Source organism: Paludifilum halophilum (genome assembly GCF_002245355.1).
GTDB lineage: Bacteria > Bacillota > Bacilli > Thermoactinomycetales > DSM-45169 > Paludifilum > Paludifilum halophilum.
In genome coordinates this window covers 65,871-88,542 of the sequence record NZ_NOWF01000005.1, presented here as the reverse complement: position 1 = coordinate 88,542, position 22,672 = coordinate 65,871, and the positions used below count along the sequence as shown (strand labels likewise).

Genomic DNA, 22,672 nt, shown 5'->3' with positions numbered 1-22,672 from the left:
GACAGGTGAAAGAAATCGTAATTCCCTTTGCAACGGGATTGGCCATATTTTTGTTCGGGATGCAACTGCTGCGGTATGGGCTGGAATCCTTGGCCGCCCATCGACTGCAAACGGTTTTGCTCCGGTTTACACGAACTCCCGTTCGCGGTTTTTGGACAGGCCTGATCGTCACCGCCTTCCTTCAGAGCAGTAGCGCCGTTACGGTTTTAACCATCGGTTTTGTTAACGCCGAACTCCTCACTTTCGCCCAAACCGTAGGGATTATCCTGGGAAGCAATATCGGGACCACCGTCACTACTGAAATTCTCGCTTTAAAAGTGGAGGATTTCGCAGTCCCCCTCATTCTGGCGGGAGGAGCCCTTTATCTCCTTCCCTGGAAAAGAATTTCCCGCCTGGGGCTGGTGATCGGCGGATTCGGATGTATCTTTCTCGGAATGGAAGCCATGCAGTGGATCGCACAACCTCTCAAAACACGGGGATGGATCACTTGGATGCTTGAGGGAACGGGGAACCACGTGCTGGCGGGTATCGTTGCAGGAGCGGTTATTACCGCCCTCGTTCAGAGCAGCGGTGCCGTCATCGCCATCACGATGGGTTTTTTCGCATCGGGGATCATCCCCCTCCCCTTCGCTGTCGCCGTCGTTCTGGGAAGTAACGTCGGCACCTGTATCACGGGGTTTCTGGCTTCGATCGGAACCAGTCGGGCCGGTAAACAGGTGGCAATGGCCCACCTTCTTCTCAACGCCGGAGGAATCCTTCTATTTGTTCCCCTCGTCGGCGCTATGGCCGAAGTGGTGGGATACCTTTCTCCCTATCCGGCGACACAGATCGCCCATATCCAGGTCCTTTACAACGTCATCTGTTCCCTGCTCGTCCTTCCCGTTGCCGGTGTCTTTGCCAACTTTGTCACCCGGATCCTTCCCGATGAAACCCTGTCTTGGTCATGGAAAAACCAATCCTTCAGTAAGAGCCGGTCCCTTTCCCGCCGGTGACAATGGCCACACTGGCGCTGGCGCCTATACGGTTGGCGCCGGCGGCCACCATTTTGTCGGCTGTTTCCCGGTCGCGAATCCCTCCGGAAGCTTTCACACCCATGTCAGGGCCGACTGTTTCCCGCATCAGCCTGACCGCTTCCTCCGTGGCCCCTCCTTGACCGAATCCCGTAGAGGTTTTGACAAAATGGGCTCCCGCCGCTTTTGCCTTCTCCGAAGCCACACGGATTTCCTCCTGATTCAGAAGCCCCGTCTCCAAAATGACTTTGACTGGCGCTTTCTCCGCGGCTTGGACTACTTCTTCGATATCTTGTCGAAAATAATCCAGATCGCCGGATTTGAGGGCATCAATATTCATCACCATATCGATCTCGCTGGCTCCGTTTTGAATGGCCTGGCGCGTTTCGAAGGCTTTCACTTCACGGGTCGTCGCTCCCAGGGGGAAACCGACAACCGTGGCCACTTTCACGCCGGTTCCCTTCAATCGTTCCGCCGCACGGGCCACCCAGTCAGGGTTGATACAAACAGCGGCGAACCGGTGTTCCACCGCCTCCCGACACAGCTTGTCAATCTGCTCCGAAGTCGTCCCCGGCTTTAATAACGTATGGTCAATCATGGATGCTAACGATGCATGGTTCATAGAGAATACTCCTTCCTGCGACGGTATCGAATCCGAATCCTCCACGGATAACCCCAGTCTCCGGTAAGCGTTGTCCAATACACTTCGATTGTTATCATAACCTTCCCGGCATTGCAGCTTCCAAGCTTCCCGGAAGGGAAACCAATCAGCCGAGGTGATTTCCGCCCATTGAGGGGTCACCTCATCCGATTCCGCCCGAACCAAAAAGTAGTGAACTGTTTTAAATACATCTTTACGGTCGGGATCAAAGTATGTGTATTGGATCGTCTCCAAGGGGCTTTCCACTCGTCCCCGGACGCCCGTTTCCTCCAGGATTTCCCTTAATGCGGTTTCTTTAATCGTTTCATCAGGTTCTTTTTTTCCCTTGGGCAGTGTCCAGCGGGAATACCGATCTTCGATCAGAAGGATCTCCACGGATCCTTCCCGGCGGCGATAAACAACGCCTCCCGCAGAAACTTCTTTCACGGAAGCAGCACTCCTTTCATGCCGTCACAGGTCTATAGACCGAAACGACAGCGGATTGAGTCAAGCATATCACAACCGTTATCCGGGAGGAGAAAAATGATCCTCGCCCGGATGACTGCGATCACCCGGTCACCCGTCCCTCATCTCCTCCACCGCCGCTTCGACAGCACACTGCGGAGAACAAAATTCAACCTCTTTCCTTTCCTCATCCAGATAGATTCCCTCGATGCCCAGCTCTTTGCGGGCAGAATCTTCCGGATCGAAATGGAATCCGCAATAGCTGCATTCCTTCATTTGAGGAGCCGCCTCTACAATTTGAAGAAGTGCCTGCAATTGCTCCTCGTCAAAATTAAATTCTTCGACAACAAAATGAAAAAAGTGCTGTCCAGTTTCAAAGTAGCGAACATCTTCCTGTACATAGTTGCCTTCGTTCCAAAACGCCCATCTCCCGTCAGCCAGATGAATCAGAAAATACCCTTCCCCCAGGGATTCAGCGGCCTGTTTCAGTTGTTCATATGCCGGAAATTTCAACTCAGTAGCCAAATTCTCCAACAATTCTCCGTCAACCTCTTCTAGAATTTCACTCCAGTCGATCTCGTCCAATGCGGATTCCCAATCATCACGGGAAGCACTCATCGCTGATCCCTCCATTCTGCGGTTGTTTCCCGGCCAAGAGTTTCCTGGGGCTGTAAAACCCTTCCCTCAATAGATGCTTCTCCATTGTGAACGATTTGCCGGATGGATGACAAGACTCTTTGCTTACGAAACACCGGGACTTCATGAGCCCTCACACAAATACCCCCGCGCTCCCGTGGAACGCGGGGGTATCCATCGCTTTCCTCCCGTCAAACGGCCCGAGAGGAGTGGAGGTCATCCATCACGCGGACAAAGGACCCCTTGCAGTACTCGGAACCGGGTTCATCCAGGCGGACGCGGCAAACTTTACCCACCAAGTCCTCGTTACCCGGGAAGACCAGTTGCAGATAATTATCGGAGTGGCCCATGTAAAACCCGCTTCCGGAAGCCTCTTTATATGGACTTTCCGGGATGACATCCAATACCTCACCGACGAATCTGGACGAGTAATCCAGAGAAAGACGGTTGGACAGATCGATGAGTCGTTGGACCCGTTCCTGTTTGACTTCCGAATCCACCTGATCGTCCATTCGAGCGGCGGGCGTACCGGTTCGTTTGGAATAAGGGAATACATGGAGCTCCGAGAATTTCAACTCTTCGATGAAGCGATAACCGTTCTCAAACATTTCCTCTGTCTCGCCGGGAAAACCGACGATCACATCGGTGGTAATCGCTACGTCGGGCATTGCCTGATGGATATGCTCAATTTTCCGGCGATACTCGTCTACGGTATAGCGGCGCTTCATCCGTTTCAGCACCGCATCATCCCCGGCCTGAAGGGGGATATGAAGATGACGGCACATTTTGTTGGAACGGTTCAGCACCTCGATCACCCGATCGTCGATCTGACTGGCTTCGATGGAGCTGATACGGATCCGCTGGAGCCCCTCGACCCGATCCAGATCCCACAGCAGATCGGACAGTTTGTAGTCCTCCATGTCCTCTCCGTAACCGCCGGTATGAATCCCGGTGAGGACGATCTCCTTGTAGCCGGCGGCCACCAGCTGGCGTGCCTGATGGAGTACGCTCTCCGGCTTCCGGCTGCGCAGGAGACCCCGGGCCCAGGGAATGATACAGAAGGTACAAAAGTTATTGCATCCTTCCTGGATCTTCAAAGAAGCCCGGGTTCGCTCAGAGAAGGCCGGGACGTCCAAATCTTCGAATTCCCGGGTTTTCATGATGCTTTTCACCGCATTGACCGGCTCCCGGGTGCGCCGGTACTCCTCAATATAATCCGGAAGCTTCTCCCGGCCCTGCGTTCCGACCACGACATCGACACCCGGGATTTGCATGATCTCCCCGGGAGACGTCTGGGCATAGCAACCAGTCACCGCAATGACGGCATCAGGGTTCCGGCGGATCGCCCGCCGGATCATCTGGCGACTTTTCCGGTCTCCCGTGTTGGTCACCGTACAGGTGTTGATCACATAGACATCGGCATTTTGATCAAAGTTAACTTTATGGTAACCGCGCTTTTGAAACAGCTGCCAGATGGCTTCTGTTTCATAGGCATTCACTTTACATCCCAAAGTGTGGAATGCCACCGTACTCACAGTGGCTCACCTCCCATCTCTCCGTTCGAATACAACAGACAAGCCAACAGGGCCAAAGGAGCCGTCTCCGCCCGCAAAATCCTCGGTCCCAGATGGATGGAGACCGCCCCCGCCGCCTTCGCCTCTTCCGCTTCACTCTCCGGAAAACCGCCCTCCGGGCCGATGACGAGCAGAAGGGACGCGTCAGAAGGGAATTTAGCGACTTCCTTCAACGGATGACCGCCTTTTTCGTAAGCGAAAAAAACGCGGTCATAGGCGGTAAAGCTTTGCAGCAATCCGTTCCAGTCGAGGAGGGGCTCTACGACGGGAATCCGGCCCCGATGGGCTTGCTCAGCCGCCTCCTTGGCGATTCGCCGCCAACGTTCCCGCCGCTTGGAAGCCTTTTTCCCATCCAGTTTAACCACCGTCCGAGCGGAGGTGAACGGTTGAAAGCGGTCAGCTCCGAGTTCAGTTCCTTTCTGAATCACCCACTCCATCTTTTCCCTCTTGGGTAAGGACTGGGCAACAGTGATGCGGAGCTTCGGCTCGCCTTCGGAAAGGAATCGCTCCTCTATCCGACAGAGGATTCGGTGGTCCTCCACCTGTTGGATCCGGACCCGGTAATCGATTCCTTCCCCGTCGCAACAAATGATGCAATCGCCAGCGGACAGCCGCATGACGTTTTTCACGTGATGTATATCGTCTCCGTAGATCTCGATTTGCCCGTCGGAAACTTGATCCGGGTTGATAAAATAACGTTGCATTTGTCCACTCCTACTATTTTATCACGCTCTTATGGCCAATGCCACCCAATCCTTTTCCTGAATCCTTTCCATCACGTCCCATCCCATTTCCACCAAGGCTTTTTCCACTAGGGATTCTTTATCGGAGATGATCCCCGACGCGATAAAGATACCGCCGGGTTTAAGCACCCTGGGTAGATCGCCGGTCAAGCGAAGGATGATTTCCGCCAAAATGTTGGAAACGACAAGATCGCAAGGGGTTTCCACTTCCTGAAGCAAATCCCCTCTCCGTACATGAACCTGTGTTTCCACCCCGTTCATCCGAACATTTTCTGCGGCATGGTCCACGGCAACGGGATCCAGATCGACTGCCAGCACCCCTTTTGCTCCCAGTTTGGCCGCCGCAATGGCCAAAATGCCGCTACCACAACCGACATCGATCACTCTTCCCTCCGAAGGCATCCACCGCTCCATCAGTTTCATGCTCAGTCGCGTCGTCGGGTGGGTGCCCGTACCGAAGGCCATTCCCGGGTCCAACTCGATCACCCGCTCCCCGGCACCAACCGGCTGATAAGGCTCCCACCGGGGTTTTACGGTCAGTTTTTCGCTGATGCGTACCGGTTTGTAATAGGCTTTCCAAGCGCGTGACCAGGATTCCTCGGAAACCTTTCTCACCCTTACTTCCGCAGGCCCCGGATCAAGACCGTAGTTTCCCAATTCCGCTGTCGCCTTCCGAATGTGATCTACCGAGGACTGACTAAAGGAGGATTCCGGAATGTATCCGCTGATCCACACCCCCTCCGACGGAAACTCCGCTTCAGACAGGGATATGATTTCACCGTAGGGCGTTTTGAAGTCCCGGTTCAAAACGGCGGAATCAGCCACAGCCACCCCTGTCGCTCCTGATTCCCGGAGCAGGAAACTGACTGCTTCCTCCGCTTCGGAGCTGGTATGAACCCGTATCTCGATCCAATTCATCGACGACCACACCTCCGCACAAAAAAACGGGCATCAAAGCCCGTTATGATTATTCTCCCGTAAACGCTTTTTTCATTTTATCAAAGAAACTGCTGTGCTGCTCGGAAATGTAATCGCCGCTGATTCGGCCGAATTCCCGCATCACTTTTTTCTGTTCCTCTGTCAGCCGGGTCGGGGTGATCACTTTGACCTTGACCCGCTGATCCCCTTGGCCTCGGCCGTAGAGACGGGGGACTCCTTTGCCCCGAAGCCGGAATTCAGCACCGGTCTGCGTACCGGCAGGAACTTTAATCTTGGCCCGGCCGTCCAAGGTCGGTACAACGACTTCGTCTCCAAGGGCCGCCTGCACAAAGGTGATCGGCAGTTCACAAACGATATCATCCCCGTGGCGACGGAAAAACTCGTGAGGCTTGATCTGAACCAGAATGAACAGATCCCCCGGCGGTCCGCCGTTACTGCCGGGTTCTCCTTCACCGGAGACCCGAAGCTGTTTTCCTTCGTCGATCCCTGACGGGATCTTGATGTGGATCTTTCTCCTTTTCTTCACACTGCCCGTTCCGCCGCAGTCGGCACACTTCTCCCGGATCACTTTGCCGCGTCCGCCGCACTGCTGACAGATCCGCTTATTGACAATACGGCCGAAGGGAGTATTTTGAACCGTTTCAGCTTGACCGGTTCCTTTACAGTTGGAACACGTTTCCGGATGGGTTCCGGGTCGGGCCCCGCTCCCTTGACAGGTATCGCAGGTTTCCGTCCGCGGAATGACAATGTCCATTTCCTTGCCGAAAATGGCATCCTTAAAATCCACTGTCAACCGATATTCCAAGTCGGCTCCCTGGCGGGGGGCATTGGGATTGCTGCGCCGCCCGCCGCCAAAGAACATATCGAAAATATCCCCGAATCCAAAGTCGGCAGCACCGCCACCGAAACCGCCAAAACCGCCGGCTCCCGCTCCTGCGGCACCGGGATCCGCGTGACCGAACTGATCATAATTGGCCTTTTTCTGGGGATCTCGTAGCACTTCGTAGGCCTCGGCGACCTCTTTAAATTTCTGTTCCGCATCCGGTGATTGGTTGACATCGGGGTGATACTTGCGCGCCAGTTTTCGGTAAGCCTTGCGAATTTCCTCCGCGGAAGCGTTTCGATCGACTCCAAGCACTTCATAGTAATCTCGATTGCCCACCGGATCACCTCCCTAACACAAAATATGACAGCGGGAGAAAAAGGGAAAAGCCAAAGCCAGAGGCTTCGGCCCCGGCTTTGACTTCACTGGAGGAGGGACCTTATTTCTCCTCTTTCTTGTCCTCTTCATCCATCATTTTGTAGTCGGCGTCTACAACATCGTCCCGGTCGTCGGCACCTTTTTCCTCTTTGGACGGATCACCGCCCTGTGCTTGTTCACCTTGTTGTTGGTACAGCTTGACGGACAATTGCTGCACCACCTGCTCCAACTCTTCGGTAGCCGACTTGATTGCATCCAGGTCGGTTCCTTCCATCGCCTTTTTCAGCTTATCCTTGGCTTCGTTGGCTTGATCGATCTCCGATTGGTCCACTTTGTCACCGAGATCCTTCAGTGTCTTCTCGGTGGTGAAGACCAGCTGATCCGCTTTGTTGCGGATTTCCACCTCTTCTTTTTTCTTTTTATCCTCTTCCGCGTGTTCTTCCGCTTCTTTCACCATGCGGTCAATTTCATCGTCACTCAAACCGCTGGAGGACTGGATCGTGATATTCTGGCTTTTGCCAGTGGCTTTATCCTTCGCGGTCACATTCACGATCCCGTTGGCATCGATCTTAAACGTAACTTCGATCTGCGGTACGCCCCGAGGAGCCGGCGGGATGTCCTGCAACTGGAACCGTCCCAGGGTTTTGTTGTCGGAAGCCATCTCCCGTTCCCCTTGCAACACATGGATATCGACCACGGTCTGGTTATCGGCGGCGGTGGAAAAGATCTGAGATTTTTCCGTCGGGATCGTGGTGTTCCGTTCAATCAGCTTGGTCGTAACGCCTCCCAGGGTCTCGATCCCCAGGGAAAGGGGCGTAACATCCAACAGAACGACATCTTTCACATCGCCGGCGAGTACGCCCGCTTGGATCGCGGCACCCATCGCTACGACTTCGTCGGGATTCACTCCTTTACTCGGTTCCTTGCCGGTCAGCTTCTTGATCGCCTCTTGCACTGCCGGAATCCGGGTGGAGCCCCCAACGAGAATGACGCGGTCGACTTGTCCGGGTTCGATACCGGCATCCCTCATCGCCTGCCGGGTCGGTTGCATAGTCCGCTCTACCAAATCGGCGGACAACTCTTCGAATTTAGCCCGGGTCAGGGTGACTTCCAAGTGTTTCGGACCGCTGGCGTCGGCTGTGAGGAAGGGCAGAGAAACCGTGGTTGTCAATACACCGGAAAGGTCTTTTTTCGCTTTTTCGGCGGCATCCTTCAACCGTTGCAGAGCCATGCGATCATTGGAAAGATCGATACCATGTTCCTTTTTGAACTCACTGACCAGATAATCGATAATCACTTGGTCGAAGTCATCGCCGCCCAGCTTGTTGTCCCCGCTGGTCGCTTTCACTTCGAACAGACCGTCGCCCATCTCCATAAGGGAGACGTCAAAGGTTCCGCCCCCCAAGTCAAAGACGAGAATCGTCTGATCATCGTCTTTATCCAATCCGTAGGCCAAAGCGGCGGCCGTCGGCTCGTTGATGATCCGGAGAACGTCGAGCCCGGCGATTTTGCCGGCGTCCTTGGTAGCTTGACGCTGACTGTCATTAAAATAGGCGGGTACCGTGATCACTGCTTGAGAGACGGCTTCACCCAGATAGGCCTCCGCATCGGACTTCAGCTTCTGCAGAATCATTGCGGAAATTTCCTGGGGTGTATATTGCTTGTCACCGATGGTCTCTTTATGGTCCGTACCCATGTACCGCTTGACGGAACTGATGGTCCGATCGGGATTGGTAATCGCCTGACGCTTGGCGGCATCCCCGACCAAACGCTCATCCGTTTTGGAAAAGCCGACGACGGACGGGGTGGTACGCCCTCCCTCCGCGTTGGGGATCACCGTCGCTTCGCTTCCTTCCATAAAAGCGACGCAAGAGTTTGTCGTTCCTAAGTCAATTCCGATTACTTTTGCCATGTTCGTTAAACCCCCTCATCAAAATCAAATTTCCTTGTTCCTTCGATTATGAGCTGACTTTCACCATGGAAGGCCGGATCACCCGTTCTTTGAACCGGTAGCCCTTTTGGAGCTCCTGAATGACGATGCCCGACTCCACTTCATCATTTTCCTCTTCCATCACTGCATTGTGTTCATGGGGATTGAAGGGCTCCCCTTCCGCTTTGATTTCGGAAAGCCCTTGATCTGTCAAAGCCTGGAGGAGTTGACGATACACCATGTCCACTCCCTGATAGAGGGCCTCGCTGTCGTCGCCTTCACCCCCGGCGGCCAGAGCCCGCTCCAGGTTATCCAGGACGGGAAGCAGGGATTCCACCAGGGAAACGGCAGCATATTTGGCGGTCTCCTCCTTATCCTTTCGGGCCCGCCGACGGAAATTTTCCAGATCCGCCCGAGCCTTTAACAGGAGATCATTGTTTTCTTCCGCCTTTTGCTTCCATTGCTCCACTTCCCGGAGCAATTCCTCCTCCCGGGGATAAACGGCCGCCTCCTCTGCCGGCGAATCTCCCGGGTCTTCCCGTTTCGGCGATTCCTGCTGCTGGGCCTCCGGCTGCTCCGGAGCAGCCGGTTCAGCGTTATGTAACGCACCTTCCTCCGTAGCAGCTTTCTTTTCCGCTTGCTCCTTGGCCCTCTCCTCCGCTTCTTTGGCTTTCCGAAGTTCCCGAGCGGTGATGGGGCGCTTGTTGGCGGACGTTTCCTTCGAATCCTTGGATGTCATAGTTTCACCTCAAACTTTCCACCACTGGTACTGTCCATTTTGACCACCGTGTGGATTCTTAAAATGGCTGTACTCACTTCACAGGCGGCTTGCAGAGCATGGTATTTAACCGGCAGGGGATCGACAACCCCCATATCCACCATGTCATAGATCGCGCCGCGGTCGCAGTCGACCCCCAGGGAAGCGGATTGGCGTTTCCATTGCAACGCTTTGACTTCCTCCACCTTCTCCAAGGGATTGAACCCGGCATTGGCCACCACCTGGCTCATCGGCCGGTGAAGGGATTCCGCCACGGCAGCGACACCGAAGGCCTCCATTCCCTGAACGGTATCCCGGTATTTTTCTACGTCACGGGCCAGAGCCAACTCAGCCGCTCCTCCTCCGGGGAGGAAACCTCCGCGGATAGCCGCTTGAACCGCCGCAGCGGCGTCTTTGGTGATCCGTTCCCGCTCACCGACCACTTCTTCCGTGGAAGCTCCCACATGAATCGTGGCGTAAGCTTTGCCGATACCCTCGAGCAACCGTATAAACCCGTGATCCACTTCGTCTTCCACCTCTTCACAATAACCGAGCACACTGCTGAGATCCTGCTCCGATTTAAAGAGGCCGGCGCGGTTGATCAACTTAGCTCCCGTATGTTCGGCAAGCCGAAACAGATCCCGGGTCCCTAGATTTTGAACCACCATAATGTCCGCATTAGTCAGTTCATCGAGAGCGATATCTGCCGTTTCGCCCTCCACCGCCAAGAGACCGACGTCTAACTGTATCATGTTCTGCAATACCTGTCTAAAATCGCTGTCGTCGGTGTCGGGGCCGGGGTGCAAATCCCCGCTGACGGCCATGACGTGTACACTCTCTTTCAGCGACGGAACATGGAGATTGGCGCGGTTTTGTTGAAGCAAAAGGCCGGCGAAGATACTGTTGCTCACCCGAGGATGGGCGACAACCGCCTCGGAGAGTTTAAAATGCTTCTCCAACAACTTCTCCCGACCCACCATATGCGTCGCTTCCATCACCAGTTCCGTGATGTCCTCCTGTTCACGCCCGGCGGTATAGGCGATACGTTGCAACCATTCGTCCTCCAGGTCCCAGATCGGATGGGCTTTTTCCTGCATCCGTTCCAGGGCAAAACGAACTCCGCGCCGAATGCCGGCAATCACTTTTGCCACCGGTACGCCGCGATTGACCTGCTTTACGCCTTCATCAACCAGGGATGCCGCCAACAGGGTGGCCGTCGTCGTCCCGTCCCCCACTTCCTCCTGCTGAGCCCGAGCGATGTTGGCCACCATTCGGGCGGCGGGGTGTTGGATCTCCATGCGGCTCAGGATGGTGACACCGTCATTGGTGACGATCACCTCTCCGTCGTCATTCACCAGCATCGTATCCAACCCTTTGGGCCCCAAAGTGCCCTCCACCGCCGACGCGATGGCGCGAACCGCCTCCGCGTTGGCCTGGAGGGCTCCTAAAGACTTATTCCGGTTTTCCGGGGCTACGGATTCGTTCTGACCTTCCATTCGGAGACCGACCTCACCTTCTGTGTAAAACGTAGATAGAGGGGGCAGTCACCCCCCGAGTACATCTCTCCATGATCATGATCGCCGGATCGTCTGCCCCGTAATGATACCTGAGCCCTTTGTGGAATCAGCCGTACCGACGCCGAAGGTATTCGGAAAAGTCTTCGACCAAAACCTCCAACAGGCTGACGACTTTCCGATAATTCATCCGGGTCGGTCCCAACACCCCGATCCTGCCCAGGGACCGTCCATTCAGGGAAAAGGACGCGGAGACGATGCTACAGTTATTTACTGCCTCCAAATGGTTCTCCTGACCGATTTTCACTTGAATGCCCATATCATGGTCGGTCGTAAACAATCTCGCCACCGCATCACTCTGTTCGAACAGATCCATCAGTGCCTTCACCTTCTCCACATCGCGGAACTCCGGCTGGGTCAATATATTCGTCGTTCCGCTGAAGAAAAGGCGGCCGTCCAGGTCGTCGACCAGGATCTGATCGATCATCGACAACAGACTCTCATAATGTTCGACATGGCGGCTCAACTCCGAATACAGCTCCCGATACACCCTCCCTTTCAGACGATGTAGAGGAATACCGGAGAGTTTGGTGTTCAGAAGGTTGACCATCTGTTCGACGGAGGAAAGGGATACACCCTCCGGAACCCGAATCCGCCGCTGATCGACGTGTCCGGTGTCGGTAACAATGAGAGACACTGCGACCCGGTCCGTCAACGGGACCACCTGCAAGTGTTTCAGTTTATTATCATACAATTCCGGACCTAGCAGAATGGAAGTATAGTTGGTGATCCGCGACAGAATCGAAACCGTCTGCTGAATCGTCTGTTCCAGTGCATCCATCTGTGAAGCAAACAAGCGTCGGACCGCCAACAGTTCCGATCGGTCGATCCGTTGGGGCCCCATCAGATAATCGACATAATAGCGGTATCCGGATTGACTCGGCATCCGGCCGGCAGATGTGTGCGGCTGTTCCAGAAAGCCCATCTCCTCCAGATCGGCCATTTCATTGCGGATGGTTGCCGCACTGAAGCCGATATCCTCGCGTTTGGAAACCGTCCGCGAACCCACGGGATCCGCATGAACGATATACTCCTCGACGAGGGCCCGAAGAATCTGTTCTTGCCGCTCCGTCAACATCCGCCCCACCCCCTTGTTAGCACTCCTAAGCCCTGAGTGCTAAAACCTTATGTTTAAAGTACCAAACCCCTCCAGCGTTGTCAACGATCTTCCCGGAACCTTCAGATCACCGCCTCTCCCAAAAAAGAGGCGAAGACTTCGTTTCCGAAGAGAAGGCCCGTCTCCGTAAGGGCCAGACGTTCACCTTCAGTGTGAAGGAATCCCCGCCGGAGCAAATCATCCACCACCGGGCCGAAGACATCGCCCAGATCGCGCCCGTACCGCCGACGAAAAACCCGGGTATCCAACCCGTCCAGGAGCCTCAGCCCCAGGATCAGATGATTTTCCATCTCTTCCACGAAAGGAACGCGGTGAGAGTCGGCAATCGGTCTTTTTTCACGGGTGAGCCGGATATACTCGCTGACCCCCTTGACATTTTGATGGCGCCATCCTCCGACATATCCGTGAGCTCCGGCTCCCAGCCCGTAATAAGGCTCATTCAGCCAATAGGTGGCGTTATGTTTGCTCTCCATCCCGGGACGGCTGAAATTACTCACTTCATATTGATGGTAACCAGCCGCTTCCAACCGCCGCCGGGTCAGCTGGTACATTTCCAACTCATCATCTTCCGTCGGAAGAGGTAATTCCCCTTGCAACCACTGTTTATGAAAAACCGTTCCCTGCTCTACTTTCAAACTGTAAACAGAAAAGTGAGCCGGCTCCAACTCCAGGCTTCGGTCCAGAGCGACCTCCATATCCGCCACCCGCTGCTCCGGCAGACCGAACATCAAATCCAGGGACAAGTTGTCGATCCCGGCGGCCCGAGCTTGTTCAACACTGTGACCGATATCGTCCACGGTATGGACCCGGCCGATTTTGGTCAACAGATCCGGGCGAAACGTCTGGGCTCCAAAGCTGAGCCGATTGACTCCGCCTTCCCTCATTACCGCCAGCTTCGACGGGTCCGTCGTCCCCGGATTGGCTTCCACGGTAAATTCAATCCCCGGTGCGCGATCGGGAAAATGGCGGCGAATATCGTTGAAAAGCTTCTCCAACTGCTGAGGCTCCAGTACAGTAGGGGTCCCGCCTCCGATAAAGATTGAATGAATCCTTCCCGGGGGAACCTCGGCCGCCGTCCGAGCCATCTCCCGTTCCAGGGCGTCCAGATAATCATCCACCGGTTGACCGCCGACAACATAGGCGGTGAAATCACAGTAATGACATTTATGCGTGCAAAAGGGGATATGAATATAAACGGCCCCCGGAGTCATATCCCTTCCCTCCTCTGTGCACTTTTTGAAAAACCGCAAGCGTTCACCCCGCTCGCGGTCCTGTACCGCAGCCGGTATGCCCAGCCGCTCATTTTTTATCGTCATCCATCTGAAGCACCGCCATAAAAGCCTCCTGGGGAACCTCCACATTACCGACGGCTTTCATGCGCCTTTTCCCTTCTTTTTGTTTCTCCAACAACTTCCGCTTTCGGCTGATATCCCCGCCGTAGCATTTGGCTAGTACATTTTTACGCTGAGCGCGGATCGTCTCCCGGGCAACCACTTTGTTACCGATAGTGGCCTGAACCGGCACCTCGAACATCTGACGGGGGATCAGCTCTTTCAGCTTCTCCACCAGTGCCCGGCCCCGGTGATAGGCTTTGTCCCGGTGAACGATGAAAGAGAGGGCGTCCACCGGCTCCCCATTGAGGAGGATATCCATCTTCACCAGGTTGGAGGACTTGTAACCGATCAGTTCATAGTCGAAGGAGGCATACCCCTTCGTCCCGGATTTCAGCTGGTCAAAAAAGTCATAGACAATCTCCGCCAAAGGGAGATCATAAACGATGTTGACTCGGTTGGCATCCAGATACTGCATATCCCGATAGTTCCCCCGCTTGGACTGGCACAATTCCATCACAGCACCGACAAAGTCATTGGGCACCATGATCGCCGCTTGGACATAGGGCTCCTCCACATTCTCAATCTCCTGCTGCGGAGGCATATGAGTCGGATTTTCGATTTCCACCCGCGTCCCGTCGGTCTTGTAGACATGAAAGATGACACTGGGGGCGGTGGTGATGAGAGGAATGCCAAACTCCCGCTCAATCCGCTCCTGGATGATTTCCATGTGCAACAGCCCCAGAAACCCGCACCGGAAACCGAATCCCAGAGCACCGGAGGTCTCCGGCTCGTAGCGCAGGGAAGCATCGTTCAATTCCAGCTTCTCCAATGCCTCCCGGAGATCGCCGTAATCCGCAGAGTTGACAGGGTACATGCCGGAAAACACCATCGGATTGATCGGCTGGTACCCGGGCAGGGGCTCAGATGCCGGATGGACGGCGTCGGTGATGGTATCTCCGACCCGGGTGTCCTTGACATTTTTAATGGAGGCGACCATAAACCCGACTTCTCCGACGGTAAGCTCCTCCCTCCGAATCGGTCCGGGAGCGAATACGCCGACCTCCGTCACCTCAAATTCCTTACCCGTAGCCATCATCCGGATCTTCATGCCCTTTTTGATGGAACCGTCCACCACCCGGATATAAGTGATGACTCCTCTATAGGCATCGTAGATGGAATCATAGATCAAGGCTTTCAGAGGGGAATCGGGATCTCCCTCCGGCGGAGGAATCTCATTGACGATTTTCTCCAAAATCTCCTCCGTTCCGATTCCCGCTTTGGCGGAAGCCATGACCGCCTCAGAGGCATCGAGTCCGATCACTTCTTCGATCTCTTCCCGGACTCGTTCCGGCTCGGCGCTGGGCAGATCCACTTTATTGATCACCGGAAGGATTTCCAGATCATTATCCAGAGCCAGGTAGACGTTGGCCAGAGTCTGAGCCTCCACCCCCTGGGATGCATCCACCACCAGGAGTGCTCCCTCGCAAGCGGCCAGACTGCGGGAAACTTCATAGGAAAAGTCGACATGGCCCGGGGTGTCGATCAGATTGAGGATATATTCCTTTCCGTCCTTGGCTCGATAGGGTAGACGGACGGACTGCAGCTTGATCGTAATCCCCCGCTCCCGCTCCAAATCCATGGAATCGAGAAACTGTTCCTGTTTTTCTCTGTTGGAGAGCGCCCCGGTATACTCGAGAATGCGGTCGGCCAGGGTCGACTTTCCGTGGTCGATGTGAGCGATAATGGAGAAATTTCGAATCATCGCCTGCTGTTGTCGTTTCGGTTCACTCATTCGGTTCCCTCCTGCGTGGAAAAAGGCGCACGAAACTACATCTTATTTATTATAGCAATCAGAAGAAGGCACGGCAACGAAGGAGCTCATTCAGCAAAAATCCGGACAGGATGATCGGTTCCTGTCCGGTCCATTTCCGGTAAACAGCCAAACGCCATAACTGGGTGGGGAACCGATTTCCGATGAGTGCAAACGTCGCTACACTGGAAATCGGCGTCCAGCAACTTTCGGCGATTGATCAGCCCCCTAGCCTACTCCATCAGCCCCACGACATAATCCAGCACTTTTCTACTCACCTTTCGCATCCCGGTTCCAGTCTGGTTGCCGGCTTCAGCCAACCAGTTGTCGCTTTCGACCTGTTCCCGCTCCGTACTTTCCGCTTTTTCTTCTTTTTCTCCGCTGTCCACTTCCTCCGGTTCTTCCGGGGGAGTCTCCGTCTCGTAGACATGACCCAGCACAGCGATTTCCACCCGTCCTTCATCATTGGGCGTAATCTGGACGGCGCGGGTGGCCCCCTGACTTCCCTGGATATTCTGGATATTGCGTTCCGCTGTGTCGATGCCCAGGAAAATACCGAACATCAACACCAGCATCAAGGCAAAAACCCGGATCATCAACTGCATGCCTTTCACCCGCTTTCTTCGTCATCGTTCCACCGCCCTCAATCCCCTTGTCCATCCTCTCCGCCTTTCGGTTGAGCATCCACCGGAGTCGCTTGGAAGTGAATCTCGGCGATGGCTCGAGCCAGGGCATCCGCCGTCCGGTAAGTCTCTTGAAAGGTATTGTCCACGCCCCCGATTTCAACCAAAACACTTTGCGGAGAAAGAGATTGATTATACTCGCCGTTACCCATCGCCCGACTCTTGCGAAATACGCCTTTGGACAGACCCGGGTAAAGTTCATCCAGTTTCTTGTGGAGCTTTAAAGCGAACTGTTCATTCTTCTCCCAGTTCTTGTGGGCCGTCCCGACGACAAAAGCAATCCGGGCATAGTTCTCCCCATCGATCTTTTTCGTTGTTTTGTTCCGCCGCTGGGAGTCCCGATGCACATCGATCAGGTAAGATAAATCCTCATACTCCTTCATCGCCGCTACCGCCCGCTTTCGGGAGGCCTGATAAAGCCGGTTCCATTCTGCATCATATCCCTCGGTGGAGACTCGGGATCCGATCCCCAGCTTCTCCAGGGACTTCCCGAGGCGGGTTCCCACCTTTGTGATATTCTTCTCGTTATCATAGGCTCGGTTGGGTTGGTCCGAATTCTTTAATTCCGGGAGATAGGATTCAGTGAAGTGTGTATGATAGATGAAAACCCGATCCTTACCGGGTGCGGAATCATCTTTTTCCTCTTTTTTCTCTTCATGATCTTCTTTCTTTTTTTCGCTCTCCTTCAGCTTTTGTTCCAGGTCGGGAGGCGGAGGGGATTCGATGGGAACCGAGGTGTAGTCCACCCCTTCACCGGCCACGACGATTTCTGTATCGAAAAGGGCAAAGCCCGGCAGTTCACTCCCTAAGAAACTGCGGGGATCCTGGGGGTCAACACTGGTCATCAGTTCGAAAAACATCCGGGAAAACCGGGGTTCTTTATCGGCGATCGCCTTCATGGAAGAAAGATAAGGAATCTCTCCCCCCATCCAATAGAGCAGGGTTTCTGTTGAAAAATGAGCGGTAATTTTCCCCAGATCCGAAGAGTGGGCACTCCGTTCCGCTTGAACCATAGCGAAAAGACCGGTCAAAATGAAAATCACAGCCGTGCCCAAAATAAGTAGAACGAACAACTGGCGCACCCTGGGAGTCGACATATTGACCGTCGTAAACCCTCGATACCGGTTCCGCATTCCTTCCCCTCCCAGCTTGTCTCTCTGATTTCACTTCCATCCTATGAAGGGAAAAGAAAGAGTAGAACCGATCTCGTACAGGGAAAAAAACCGAACCATAGAAACGGACTTCGTACAACCGGCGGAGGCCCTCGGCAAACGGGTCGTGATCCAGAGCCCGATCACCGACCTCTTCTATGAAATAAAGGAAAGGTCCGCTCTCGCATTAGAGAATTCCGCAGTCGGATCCGATGAGGCTTTACCGGGGCGGTCAATTGACATGGGAGGAAACATTTTCCGGAGTGACCGCCTGGTGAAGTGCACAGTTGATCCCGTCGGCCACCAGTTTCCCCATATCGCCGACAAAAGCATCCACTTCCTTGGGGGTGACGATCAGATTTTGTCCCAAGGGTTCCAGTACTTCCCGGATTAATTGTTTTTTCTCCCGGGGCTCGAGCTGCCCGACGATCCCCATCATTTTCTGACCGGTTTCCGGGGAGATCTGCTGGGACTGGATTTCCTTTACATCCGGACGATTGAGGGGATCCAAAGGGTTCGTCGGCTGTTGTTGGTTCATCTCCCGGTTCAGATGTCCCAGGACAAAGTCAATGCTGTCATGAGCGATGGTGGCGGCATCCACCACAGTGGGAATTCCGATGGCGATCACCGGGATGCCCAAGGTTTCCCGGTTGAGAGCCTTCCGTTTGTTTCCCACCCCAGAACCGGGATTAATCCCTGTATCCGCCACCTGAATCGTTGTATAGACACGACTGAGAGCCCGGGATGCCAGAGCATCGATGGCGATAATCACATCCGGCTTCGTTTTTTCCACCACCGCAAACACAATCTCGCTGGTTTCCATCCCCGTGGTTCCCAAAACGCCCGGAGAGATCGCACTGACGGGACGATACCCTTCTTCCACCCGCTCCGGCATCAGCTGGAACAAGTGCCGGGTCACCAAGGTATGTTTCACGACGAAGGGACCCAGGGCATCCGGGGTCACATTTTTGTTCCCCAATCCGACAATCAACACCTTGGCGTTTACATCGACCCCCACTTGTTGGAGATAGTTTTGAAACTCCCGGGAAAAGTGATCCGCCACCCGTTGCTGAAGCTCAGAATCCTGGCGACGTAGAGAGGGAATTTCGAGAGTCAAGTATAAACCCGCTTGTTTCCCGATCTCCTGGGCTCCCCGGTCATCCTCGATCCGAATCCAACTGGTGGTGATTCCGTTCTCTTCATACTCATCCATCCGCACCCCGGGAACGCCGGCGTCGTCTCCCCGGTCTTGCACCGCCATATCATGGGCTTCTCGAGCCAGATCCGTTCGAATTGAAAAGGCGCCTGAATCCAATCTCTGTTCATCCTGCGGTTGCCAGTCTTCGGAAGCCATATCCGTCCCAACCCTTCTTTTATCGTTCTCCACTCCATTTTCTCCAACAACCGCTCCTCTTTATACTTTGCCGGAAAAACAGCCGGTACCGTAATCCCGTCTTGCTTTTTCAAAAACCCCGTGATAGAATTTAGCATGTTGTAGGGATGAGCGTGATTTTTGAAACATATGAGGAGGTGAAATCATGCCCAACATTAAAGCCGCTGTCAAACGAACCAAAACCATCGAAAAACGGCGCCAACAACGGATCGCTCAAAAATCCGCGATGCGCACCTCCGTCAAGAAATTCTTGACCGCCGTCGACCGACAGGAGCAAGAGCAAGCCGCCGCGTTGCTGCGGGAAGCCAAGCGAGATTTGGACAAAGCCGCGACGAAAGGCTTGATCCATAAAAATGCTGCCGCTCGCCAGAAATCGCGCCTGGAAAAGAAATATCAAGCCCTGAACGGCTAATCTCATGAAAAAACGACCCATTTCGGGTCGCTTTTTATTTTCATGGAGAATAGACTTTATCGCGTTATCGGCGGGGAATCAACCCCATCGCTTTTTTCATTTCAGCCAAGGTCGCCTCCGTAACGGCTCGAGCCCGTTCGGCGCCGTCGGCAAGCACTTTCTCCACTTCCCCGCTTTGGACGAGCTTGTGATATCGATCCTGGATCGGCTTTAATTCTTCGATCACTGCCTCAGCCGTATCCAGTTTCAGGTGACCGTATCCCTTTCCCTGATACTCCTCTTCCAGGGTGGAAATCGGTTTGTCGGTCAGGACGCTCAAGATGGACAGGAGGTTGCTCACTCCGGGCTTCTGATCCGGATCGAAGCGGATCTCGTTGCCCGAGTCCGTCACCGCTCGTTTAAACTTTTTCACAATGGAGTCCGGGTGTTCCAATACCGTAATATAGTTGGCCTCGGAAGCGGCACTCTTGCTCATCTTTCTCTCCGGCTGGTCCAGGCCCATAATTCGGGCCCCCGTCTTCCCGATTTGGGGTTCCGGAATGCGGAAGGTTTCGCCGTACGTCCGGTTGAATCGATCCGCCAGATCCCGGGTTAGCTCCAAGTGCTGCTTCTGATCCTCACCCACGGGAACGAGATCCGTCTGATACAACAGGACATCCCCCGCCATCAAAGCCGGGTACGTAAACAGGCCGGCAGAGACGGAATCGGAACCCTTTCCCTTGTCTTTGAACTGGGTCATCCGCTTCAACTCTCCGATTCGGGCGACACACTGCAGCAACCAAGCCGCTTCTGCATGGTCCGGATTATGAGATTGCACAAACAGTGTCGCCTTTTCGGGATCCAGCCCCGCCGCCAGATAAAGACCCGCCAGTTCCACCGTCTTTTTTTGCAATTCCTCCGGATCCCGGGGAACAGTGAGAGCGTGTAGGTTGACCACACAGAAATAGCAATCCGCTTCCTCCTGCAACGGTATAAAGTGTTTCAATGCTCCGAGATAATTGCCCAAATGCAACACCCCGGTCGGCTGCATACCTGAAAAAACCCGCTTCATCTTGTCTCACTCCTTTTTCAATAAAAAAATCCCGTCCCGAAAAGGGACGAGAAAATCTCGCGGTACCACCCCGATTCGCCTTGCAAAAGGCGCACTCTGTCCGGATATCGACCGGATCGACCGGTCCTGTCCTTTACCGGAGGGTATTTTGGACAGGACAGCTCCGGAGCCCATTCACACGGTGTTCCGTCCGGCTTGCACCCACCGCCGGCTCTCTGGCGCGAAACGATCCGTGTTACTCTTCTCCATCTTCGCTTTCCTATAGTCGGCCCGTCACGCTGCTTCGGACGGGTTTGTCTCGATCATTGAATTTTATCATACCATCGAATCGAAGAAAATCCAATGCTCTTAACTCCTCTTTCATCTTTCCCGCAGAAAAGAGTATAATACAGAATGACAGGCCCGGAGCAGCGGAAACGGAAGTTTCCCGCTTCCCGGAGAATCAACTTGTAAAGGGAGGCCGATCCATGGGGCATCCAATGCCGATCAATCTGCACCTGACCGTCACGCTGGGAACGCTTATGATGGCGGTGGCCTTCGCCTTGATTCGCCTCCGTTCGGCGAAAAAACCGACGAATGCGAAAAAGATCATGATCCCGCCCCTGGGAATGAGTACCGGCTTTATGATGTTTTTATACCCGTCGGCACAAATTCCCTGGACCTGGGCGATCGCCGCGTTTTTAACGGGTGCAGCCTTCTTTTCCTATCCCCTGATCCGAACCTCCCGATTCCAGGTGCAGGAAGGAAAGATCTATCTAAAGCGTTCAAAGGCGTTCATTCTCATATTGTTCGTGCTGCTAGCGGTTCGAATGTTGGCCCACAACTATGTGGAACATCTGATCTCCCTTCCCCAGACCGGCGGTATCTTTTTTATCCTCGCCTTCGGTATGATTCTGCCCTGGCGCGTAGCCATGTACCTTCAGTACAAAAAACTTCAACACTTGTCGTACCAAAAAATCCGACCAAAAAGGGAAGAGCGAACCTCTCACTGATTGCACCGCCGTCTTCCGCCCGCTTTCGGTGTCGGACGGCCTTTTCCGCTATAAATTTTTTATTTTTTCCTATTTATTAAAAGGATGTTTCCTTGTTTCTCGAATCAAATGGAGATGAGGACCCCTGTACCAACACCATGGAGGTTATTTATGAAGAAAACCGTTTTTGGACTGCTCTCTTTTTTTATCCTTTTATCTGTGGTAAGGAGCATCATGAGGATACAGACTCCCCGAACATCACCCAAACGGATTACGGTCCCGCTGGAGCCCATTATAAACTGGATGTCTTTTACGATTCTCGAAAACATCAAATCAAAGGCACCCTGTCTGTCGATTTTGTCAACAACATCGACAAAACTCTGAACGATCTTCATTTCAACCTGTGGGGCAACGCCGAGATATTCCGCCAATCAGGCGGCCGCATGAAGGCGGATAACATCAAGGTGAATGGTCACAAAGCCGATTTTACAATCAAAGAAACCGACCTTCACATCCGGGGACTTTCCCTGAAACCGGAAAAGAAAGCCACGGCGGCAATGGATTTTACCGTCCACATTCCCCAAAAACAAGATCGTTTCGGTTGGGATGGAACGACTGTCTCTCTGGGTAACTGGTTCCCCATTCTGGCGGTACACGACAGAAAAGGCTGGACAATCAACCCTTATTATGATGGAGGGGACTCTTTCTACTCTTTAAACAGTGACTTTGATGTCACCGTTACGACTGATCAATCCCAGGTGATCGCCACAACCGGTACCGAAGTGGGTCCGGCAAAAATCGAGGGGGATCAGGCAACCCACCGGTACCAAGCCCTCAATGTACGCGATTTTGCCATGGAAATGGACCCCACCTATAAAGTGAAAAGCGATAAGATCGGTGATGTGAAGGTGAACGTTTTTTACAAGGATGAACACACCCGATTCGCCGACGCCATGCTGAAATACGGAACCGAAAGCATCGAGCTATTCAGCGAAAAGTTCGGGGCGTATCCCTGGCCGGAATTGGACATCGTCACCATGAAGGGATGGTTCGGAGGAATGGAGTACCCGCAGTTAGTCATGGTTTCGGTATCCCCCCAGACAGACCAAAACCTGCTGAAGACGGTGACTTCCCATGAAATCGGACATCAATGGTTTTACGGGGTTATCGGTAATGAAATTCGGCATTTCGACAACAAAAGATTTCATCGCAATCATGGAAAAAACGAGCGGCATGGACTTGTCCGAGTTCTTTGAGAAACACCGAGTGAACCCGTCGGAT

20 protein-coding genes, 1 pseudogene and 1 other annotated feature are annotated in these 22,672 nt (G+C 53.9%); of the genes and pseudogenes, 4 read left to right on the top strand and 17 right to left on the bottom strand.

Translation table 11 applies throughout. The annotated features are described in order from the left end of the window. Positions 1-5: 5 nt before the first annotated feature. Entirely contained in the window at positions 6-992 is a 987-nt protein-coding gene (locus CHM34_RS09265; RefSeq protein WP_094264330.1) for a Na/Pi cotransporter family protein, read from the top strand. On the opposite strand, the gene deoC is transcribed toward CHM34_RS09265, so the two are convergent. From deoC to gpr, 16 genes and pseudogenes are all read right to left on the bottom strand, one after another. Continuing rightward, positions 961-1,632 carry a deoxyribose-phosphate aldolase gene (gene deoC, locus CHM34_RS19820; protein WP_240511966.1) on the bottom strand — a complete coding sequence of 224 codons (672 nt, stop codon included), beginning with the start codon at positions 1,630-1,632 and terminating at the stop codon, positions 961-963. The genes CHM34_RS09265 and deoC overlap by 32 nt on opposite strands. 111 nt (positions 1,633-1,743) lie before the next feature. After that, a pseudogene (locus CHM34_RS19815) lies at positions 1,744-2,097 on the bottom strand (NUDIX hydrolase); the annotation flags it as partial. Between the two features lie 129 nt (positions 2,098-2,226). Further along, complete coding sequence (locus CHM34_RS09255) at positions 2,227-2,733, bottom strand: hypothetical protein (protein ID WP_094264328.1); 507 nt, start codon at positions 2,731-2,733, stop codon at positions 2,227-2,229. 209 nt (positions 2,734-2,942) lie between these two features. Beyond that, positions 2,943-4,286, bottom strand: coding sequence for a tRNA (N(6)-L-threonylcarbamoyladenosine(37)-C(2))-methylthiotransferase MtaB (gene mtaB, locus CHM34_RS09250; protein ID WP_094264327.1), 1,344 nt, complete (start codon positions 4,284-4,286; stop codon positions 2,943-2,945). Next, a complete protein-coding gene (locus CHM34_RS09245; RefSeq protein WP_094264326.1) occupies positions 4,283-5,029 on the bottom strand; it encodes a 16S rRNA (uracil(1498)-N(3))-methyltransferase in 747 nt (248 codons plus the stop codon). Before CHM34_RS09245 ends, mtaB begins: the two co-directional genes overlap by 4 nt. Positions 5,030-5,050: 21 nt before the next feature. Further along, entirely contained in the window at positions 5,051-5,986 is a 936-nt protein-coding gene (prmA, locus tag CHM34_RS09240) for a 50S ribosomal protein L11 methyltransferase (RefSeq protein ID WP_094264325.1), read from the bottom strand. Positions 5,987-6,035: 49 nt separating this feature from the next. Beyond that, positions 6,036-7,169, bottom strand: coding sequence for a molecular chaperone DnaJ (gene dnaJ / locus CHM34_RS09235; RefSeq protein WP_094264324.1), 1,134 nt, complete (start codon positions 7,167-7,169; stop codon positions 6,036-6,038). Between the two features lie 100 nt (positions 7,170-7,269). After that, positions 7,270-9,120 carry a molecular chaperone DnaK gene (dnaK, locus tag CHM34_RS09230; protein ID WP_094264323.1) on the bottom strand — a complete coding sequence of 617 codons (1,851 nt, stop codon included), beginning with the start codon at positions 9,118-9,120 and terminating at the stop codon, positions 7,270-7,272. A 46-nt stretch (positions 9,121-9,166) separates the two neighbouring features. Continuing rightward, positions 9,167-9,877 carry a nucleotide exchange factor GrpE gene (gene grpE, locus CHM34_RS09225; protein WP_094264322.1) on the bottom strand — a complete coding sequence of 237 codons (711 nt, stop codon included), beginning with the start codon at positions 9,875-9,877 and terminating at the stop codon, positions 9,167-9,169. Then, the gene (locus tag CHM34_RS09220) at positions 9,874-11,391 is read right to left on the bottom strand and encodes a TCP-1/cpn60 chaperonin family protein (RefSeq protein ID WP_094264321.1); all 1,518 of its coding nucleotides are present in this window, start codon (positions 11,389-11,391) and stop codon (positions 9,874-9,876) included. The genes grpE and CHM34_RS09220 overlap by 4 nt, the downstream gene beginning before the upstream one ends. Before the next feature lie 127 nt (positions 11,392-11,518). Then, the gene (gene hrcA / locus CHM34_RS09215; RefSeq protein WP_094264320.1) at positions 11,519-12,547 is read right to left on the bottom strand and encodes a heat-inducible transcriptional repressor HrcA; all 1,029 of its coding nucleotides are present in this window, start codon (positions 12,545-12,547) and stop codon (positions 11,519-11,521) included. Between the two features lie 101 nt (positions 12,548-12,648). After that, positions 12,649-13,797, bottom strand: coding sequence for a radical SAM family heme chaperone HemW (gene hemW, locus CHM34_RS09210; protein WP_094264522.1), 1,149 nt, complete (start codon positions 13,795-13,797; stop codon positions 12,649-12,651). Between the two features lie 88 nt (positions 13,798-13,885). After that, a complete protein-coding gene (gene lepA, locus CHM34_RS09205) occupies positions 13,886-15,712 on the bottom strand; it encodes a translation elongation factor 4 (protein WP_094264319.1) in 1,827 nt (608 codons plus the stop codon). Positions 15,713-15,963: 251 nt separating this feature from the next. After that, entirely contained in the window at positions 15,964-16,335 is a 372-nt protein-coding gene (locus tag CHM34_RS09200; RefSeq protein ID WP_094264318.1) for a DUF3679 domain-containing protein, read from the bottom strand. 38 nt (positions 16,336-16,373) lie between these two features. Continuing rightward, positions 16,374-17,546, bottom strand: coding sequence for a stage II sporulation protein P (gene spoIIP / locus CHM34_RS09195; protein ID WP_094264317.1), 1,173 nt, complete (start codon positions 17,544-17,546; stop codon positions 16,374-16,376). A gap of 250 nt (positions 17,547-17,796) precedes the next feature. Then, on the bottom strand, positions 17,797-18,918 hold the full coding sequence (gene gpr / locus CHM34_RS09190) for a GPR endopeptidase (RefSeq protein WP_094264316.1): 1,122 nt from the start codon (positions 18,916-18,918) through the stop codon (positions 17,797-17,799). Positions 18,919-19,102: 184 nt separating this feature from the next. On the opposite strand from gpr, the gene rpsT reads away from it, so the two are divergent. Then, positions 19,103-19,369 (top strand): 30S ribosomal protein S20, encoded by a 267-nt coding sequence (rpsT, locus tag CHM34_RS09185; protein WP_094264315.1) that lies wholly within the window; start codon positions 19,103-19,105, stop codon positions 19,367-19,369. Between the two features lie 64 nt (positions 19,370-19,433). On the opposite strand, the gene trpS is transcribed toward rpsT, so the two are convergent. Next, the gene (trpS, locus tag CHM34_RS09180; RefSeq protein ID WP_094264314.1) at positions 19,434-20,420 is read right to left on the bottom strand and encodes a tryptophan--tRNA ligase; all 987 of its coding nucleotides are present in this window, start codon (positions 20,418-20,420) and stop codon (positions 19,434-19,436) included. Positions 20,421-20,459: 39 nt separating this feature from the next. Further along, positions 20,460-20,681, bottom strand: a binding site (T-box leader). A gap of 206 nt (positions 20,682-20,887) precedes the next feature. On the opposite strand from trpS, the gene CHM34_RS09175 reads away from it, so the two are divergent. Beyond that, entirely contained in the window at positions 20,888-21,412 is a 525-nt protein-coding gene (locus CHM34_RS09175; RefSeq protein WP_094264313.1) for a CcdC family protein, read from the top strand. 92 nt (positions 21,413-21,504) lie between these two features. Next, positions 21,505-22,647, top strand: coding sequence for a M1 family metallopeptidase (locus CHM34_RS09170; protein WP_094264312.1), 1,143 nt, complete (start codon positions 21,505-21,507; stop codon positions 22,645-22,647). The last annotated feature ends 25 nt before the right edge of the window (positions 22,648-22,672 follow it).

Bases quoted from the DNA above. Each gene is read 5' to 3' on its own strand.
- grpE (WP_094264322.1), bottom strand. From the start codon at position 9,877: ATGACATCCAAGGATTCGAAGGAAACGTCCGCCAACAAGCGCCCCATC.
- CHM34_RS09175 (WP_094264313.1), top strand. From the start codon at position 20,888: ATGGGGCATCCAATGCCGATCAATCTGCACCTGACCGTCACGCTGGGA.
- spoIIP (WP_094264317.1), bottom strand. From the start codon at position 17,546: ATGCGGAACCGGTATCGAGGGTTTACGACGGTCAATATGTCGACTCCC.
- hemW (WP_094264522.1), bottom strand. From the start codon at position 13,797: ATGACTCCGGGGGCCGTTTATATTCATATCCCCTTTTGCACGCATAAA.
- trpS (WP_094264314.1), bottom strand. From the start codon at position 20,420: ATGAAGCGGGTTTTTTCAGGTATGCAGCCGACCGGGGTGTTGCATTTG.
- CHM34_RS09245 (WP_094264326.1), bottom strand. From the start codon at position 5,029: ATGCAACGTTATTTTATCAACCCGGATCAAGTTTCCGACGGGCAAATC.
- CHM34_RS09255 (WP_094264328.1), bottom strand. From the start codon at position 2,733: ATGAGTGCTTCCCGTGATGATTGGGAATCCGCATTGGACGAGATCGAC.
- prmA (WP_094264325.1), bottom strand. From the start codon at position 5,986: ATGAATTGGATCGAGATACGGGTTCATACCAGCTCCGAAGCGGAGGAA.
- deoC (WP_240511966.1), bottom strand. From the start codon at position 1,632: ATGAACCATGCATCGTTAGCATCCATGATTGACCATACGTTATTAAAG.
- CHM34_RS09200 (WP_094264318.1), bottom strand. From the start codon at position 16,335: ATGCAGTTGATGATCCGGGTTTTTGCCTTGATGCTGGTGTTGATGTTC.
- lepA (WP_094264319.1), bottom strand. From the start codon at position 15,712: ATGAGTGAACCGAAACGACAACAGCAGGCGATGATTCGAAATTTCTCC.
- rpsT (WP_094264315.1), top strand. From the start codon at position 19,103: ATGCCCAACATTAAAGCCGCTGTCAAACGAACCAAAACCATCGAAAAA.
- gpr (WP_094264316.1), bottom strand. From the start codon at position 18,918: ATGGCTTCCGAAGACTGGCAACCGCAGGATGAACAGAGATTGGATTCA.
- dnaK (WP_094264323.1), bottom strand. From the start codon at position 9,120: ATGGCAAAAGTAATCGGAATTGACTTAGGAACGACAAACTCTTGCGTC.
- CHM34_RS09220 (WP_094264321.1), bottom strand. From the start codon at position 11,391: ATGGAAGGTCAGAACGAATCCGTAGCCCCGGAAAACCGGAATAAGTCT.
- hrcA (WP_094264320.1), bottom strand. From the start codon at position 12,547: ATGTTGACGGAGCGGCAAGAACAGATTCTTCGGGCCCTCGTCGAGGAG.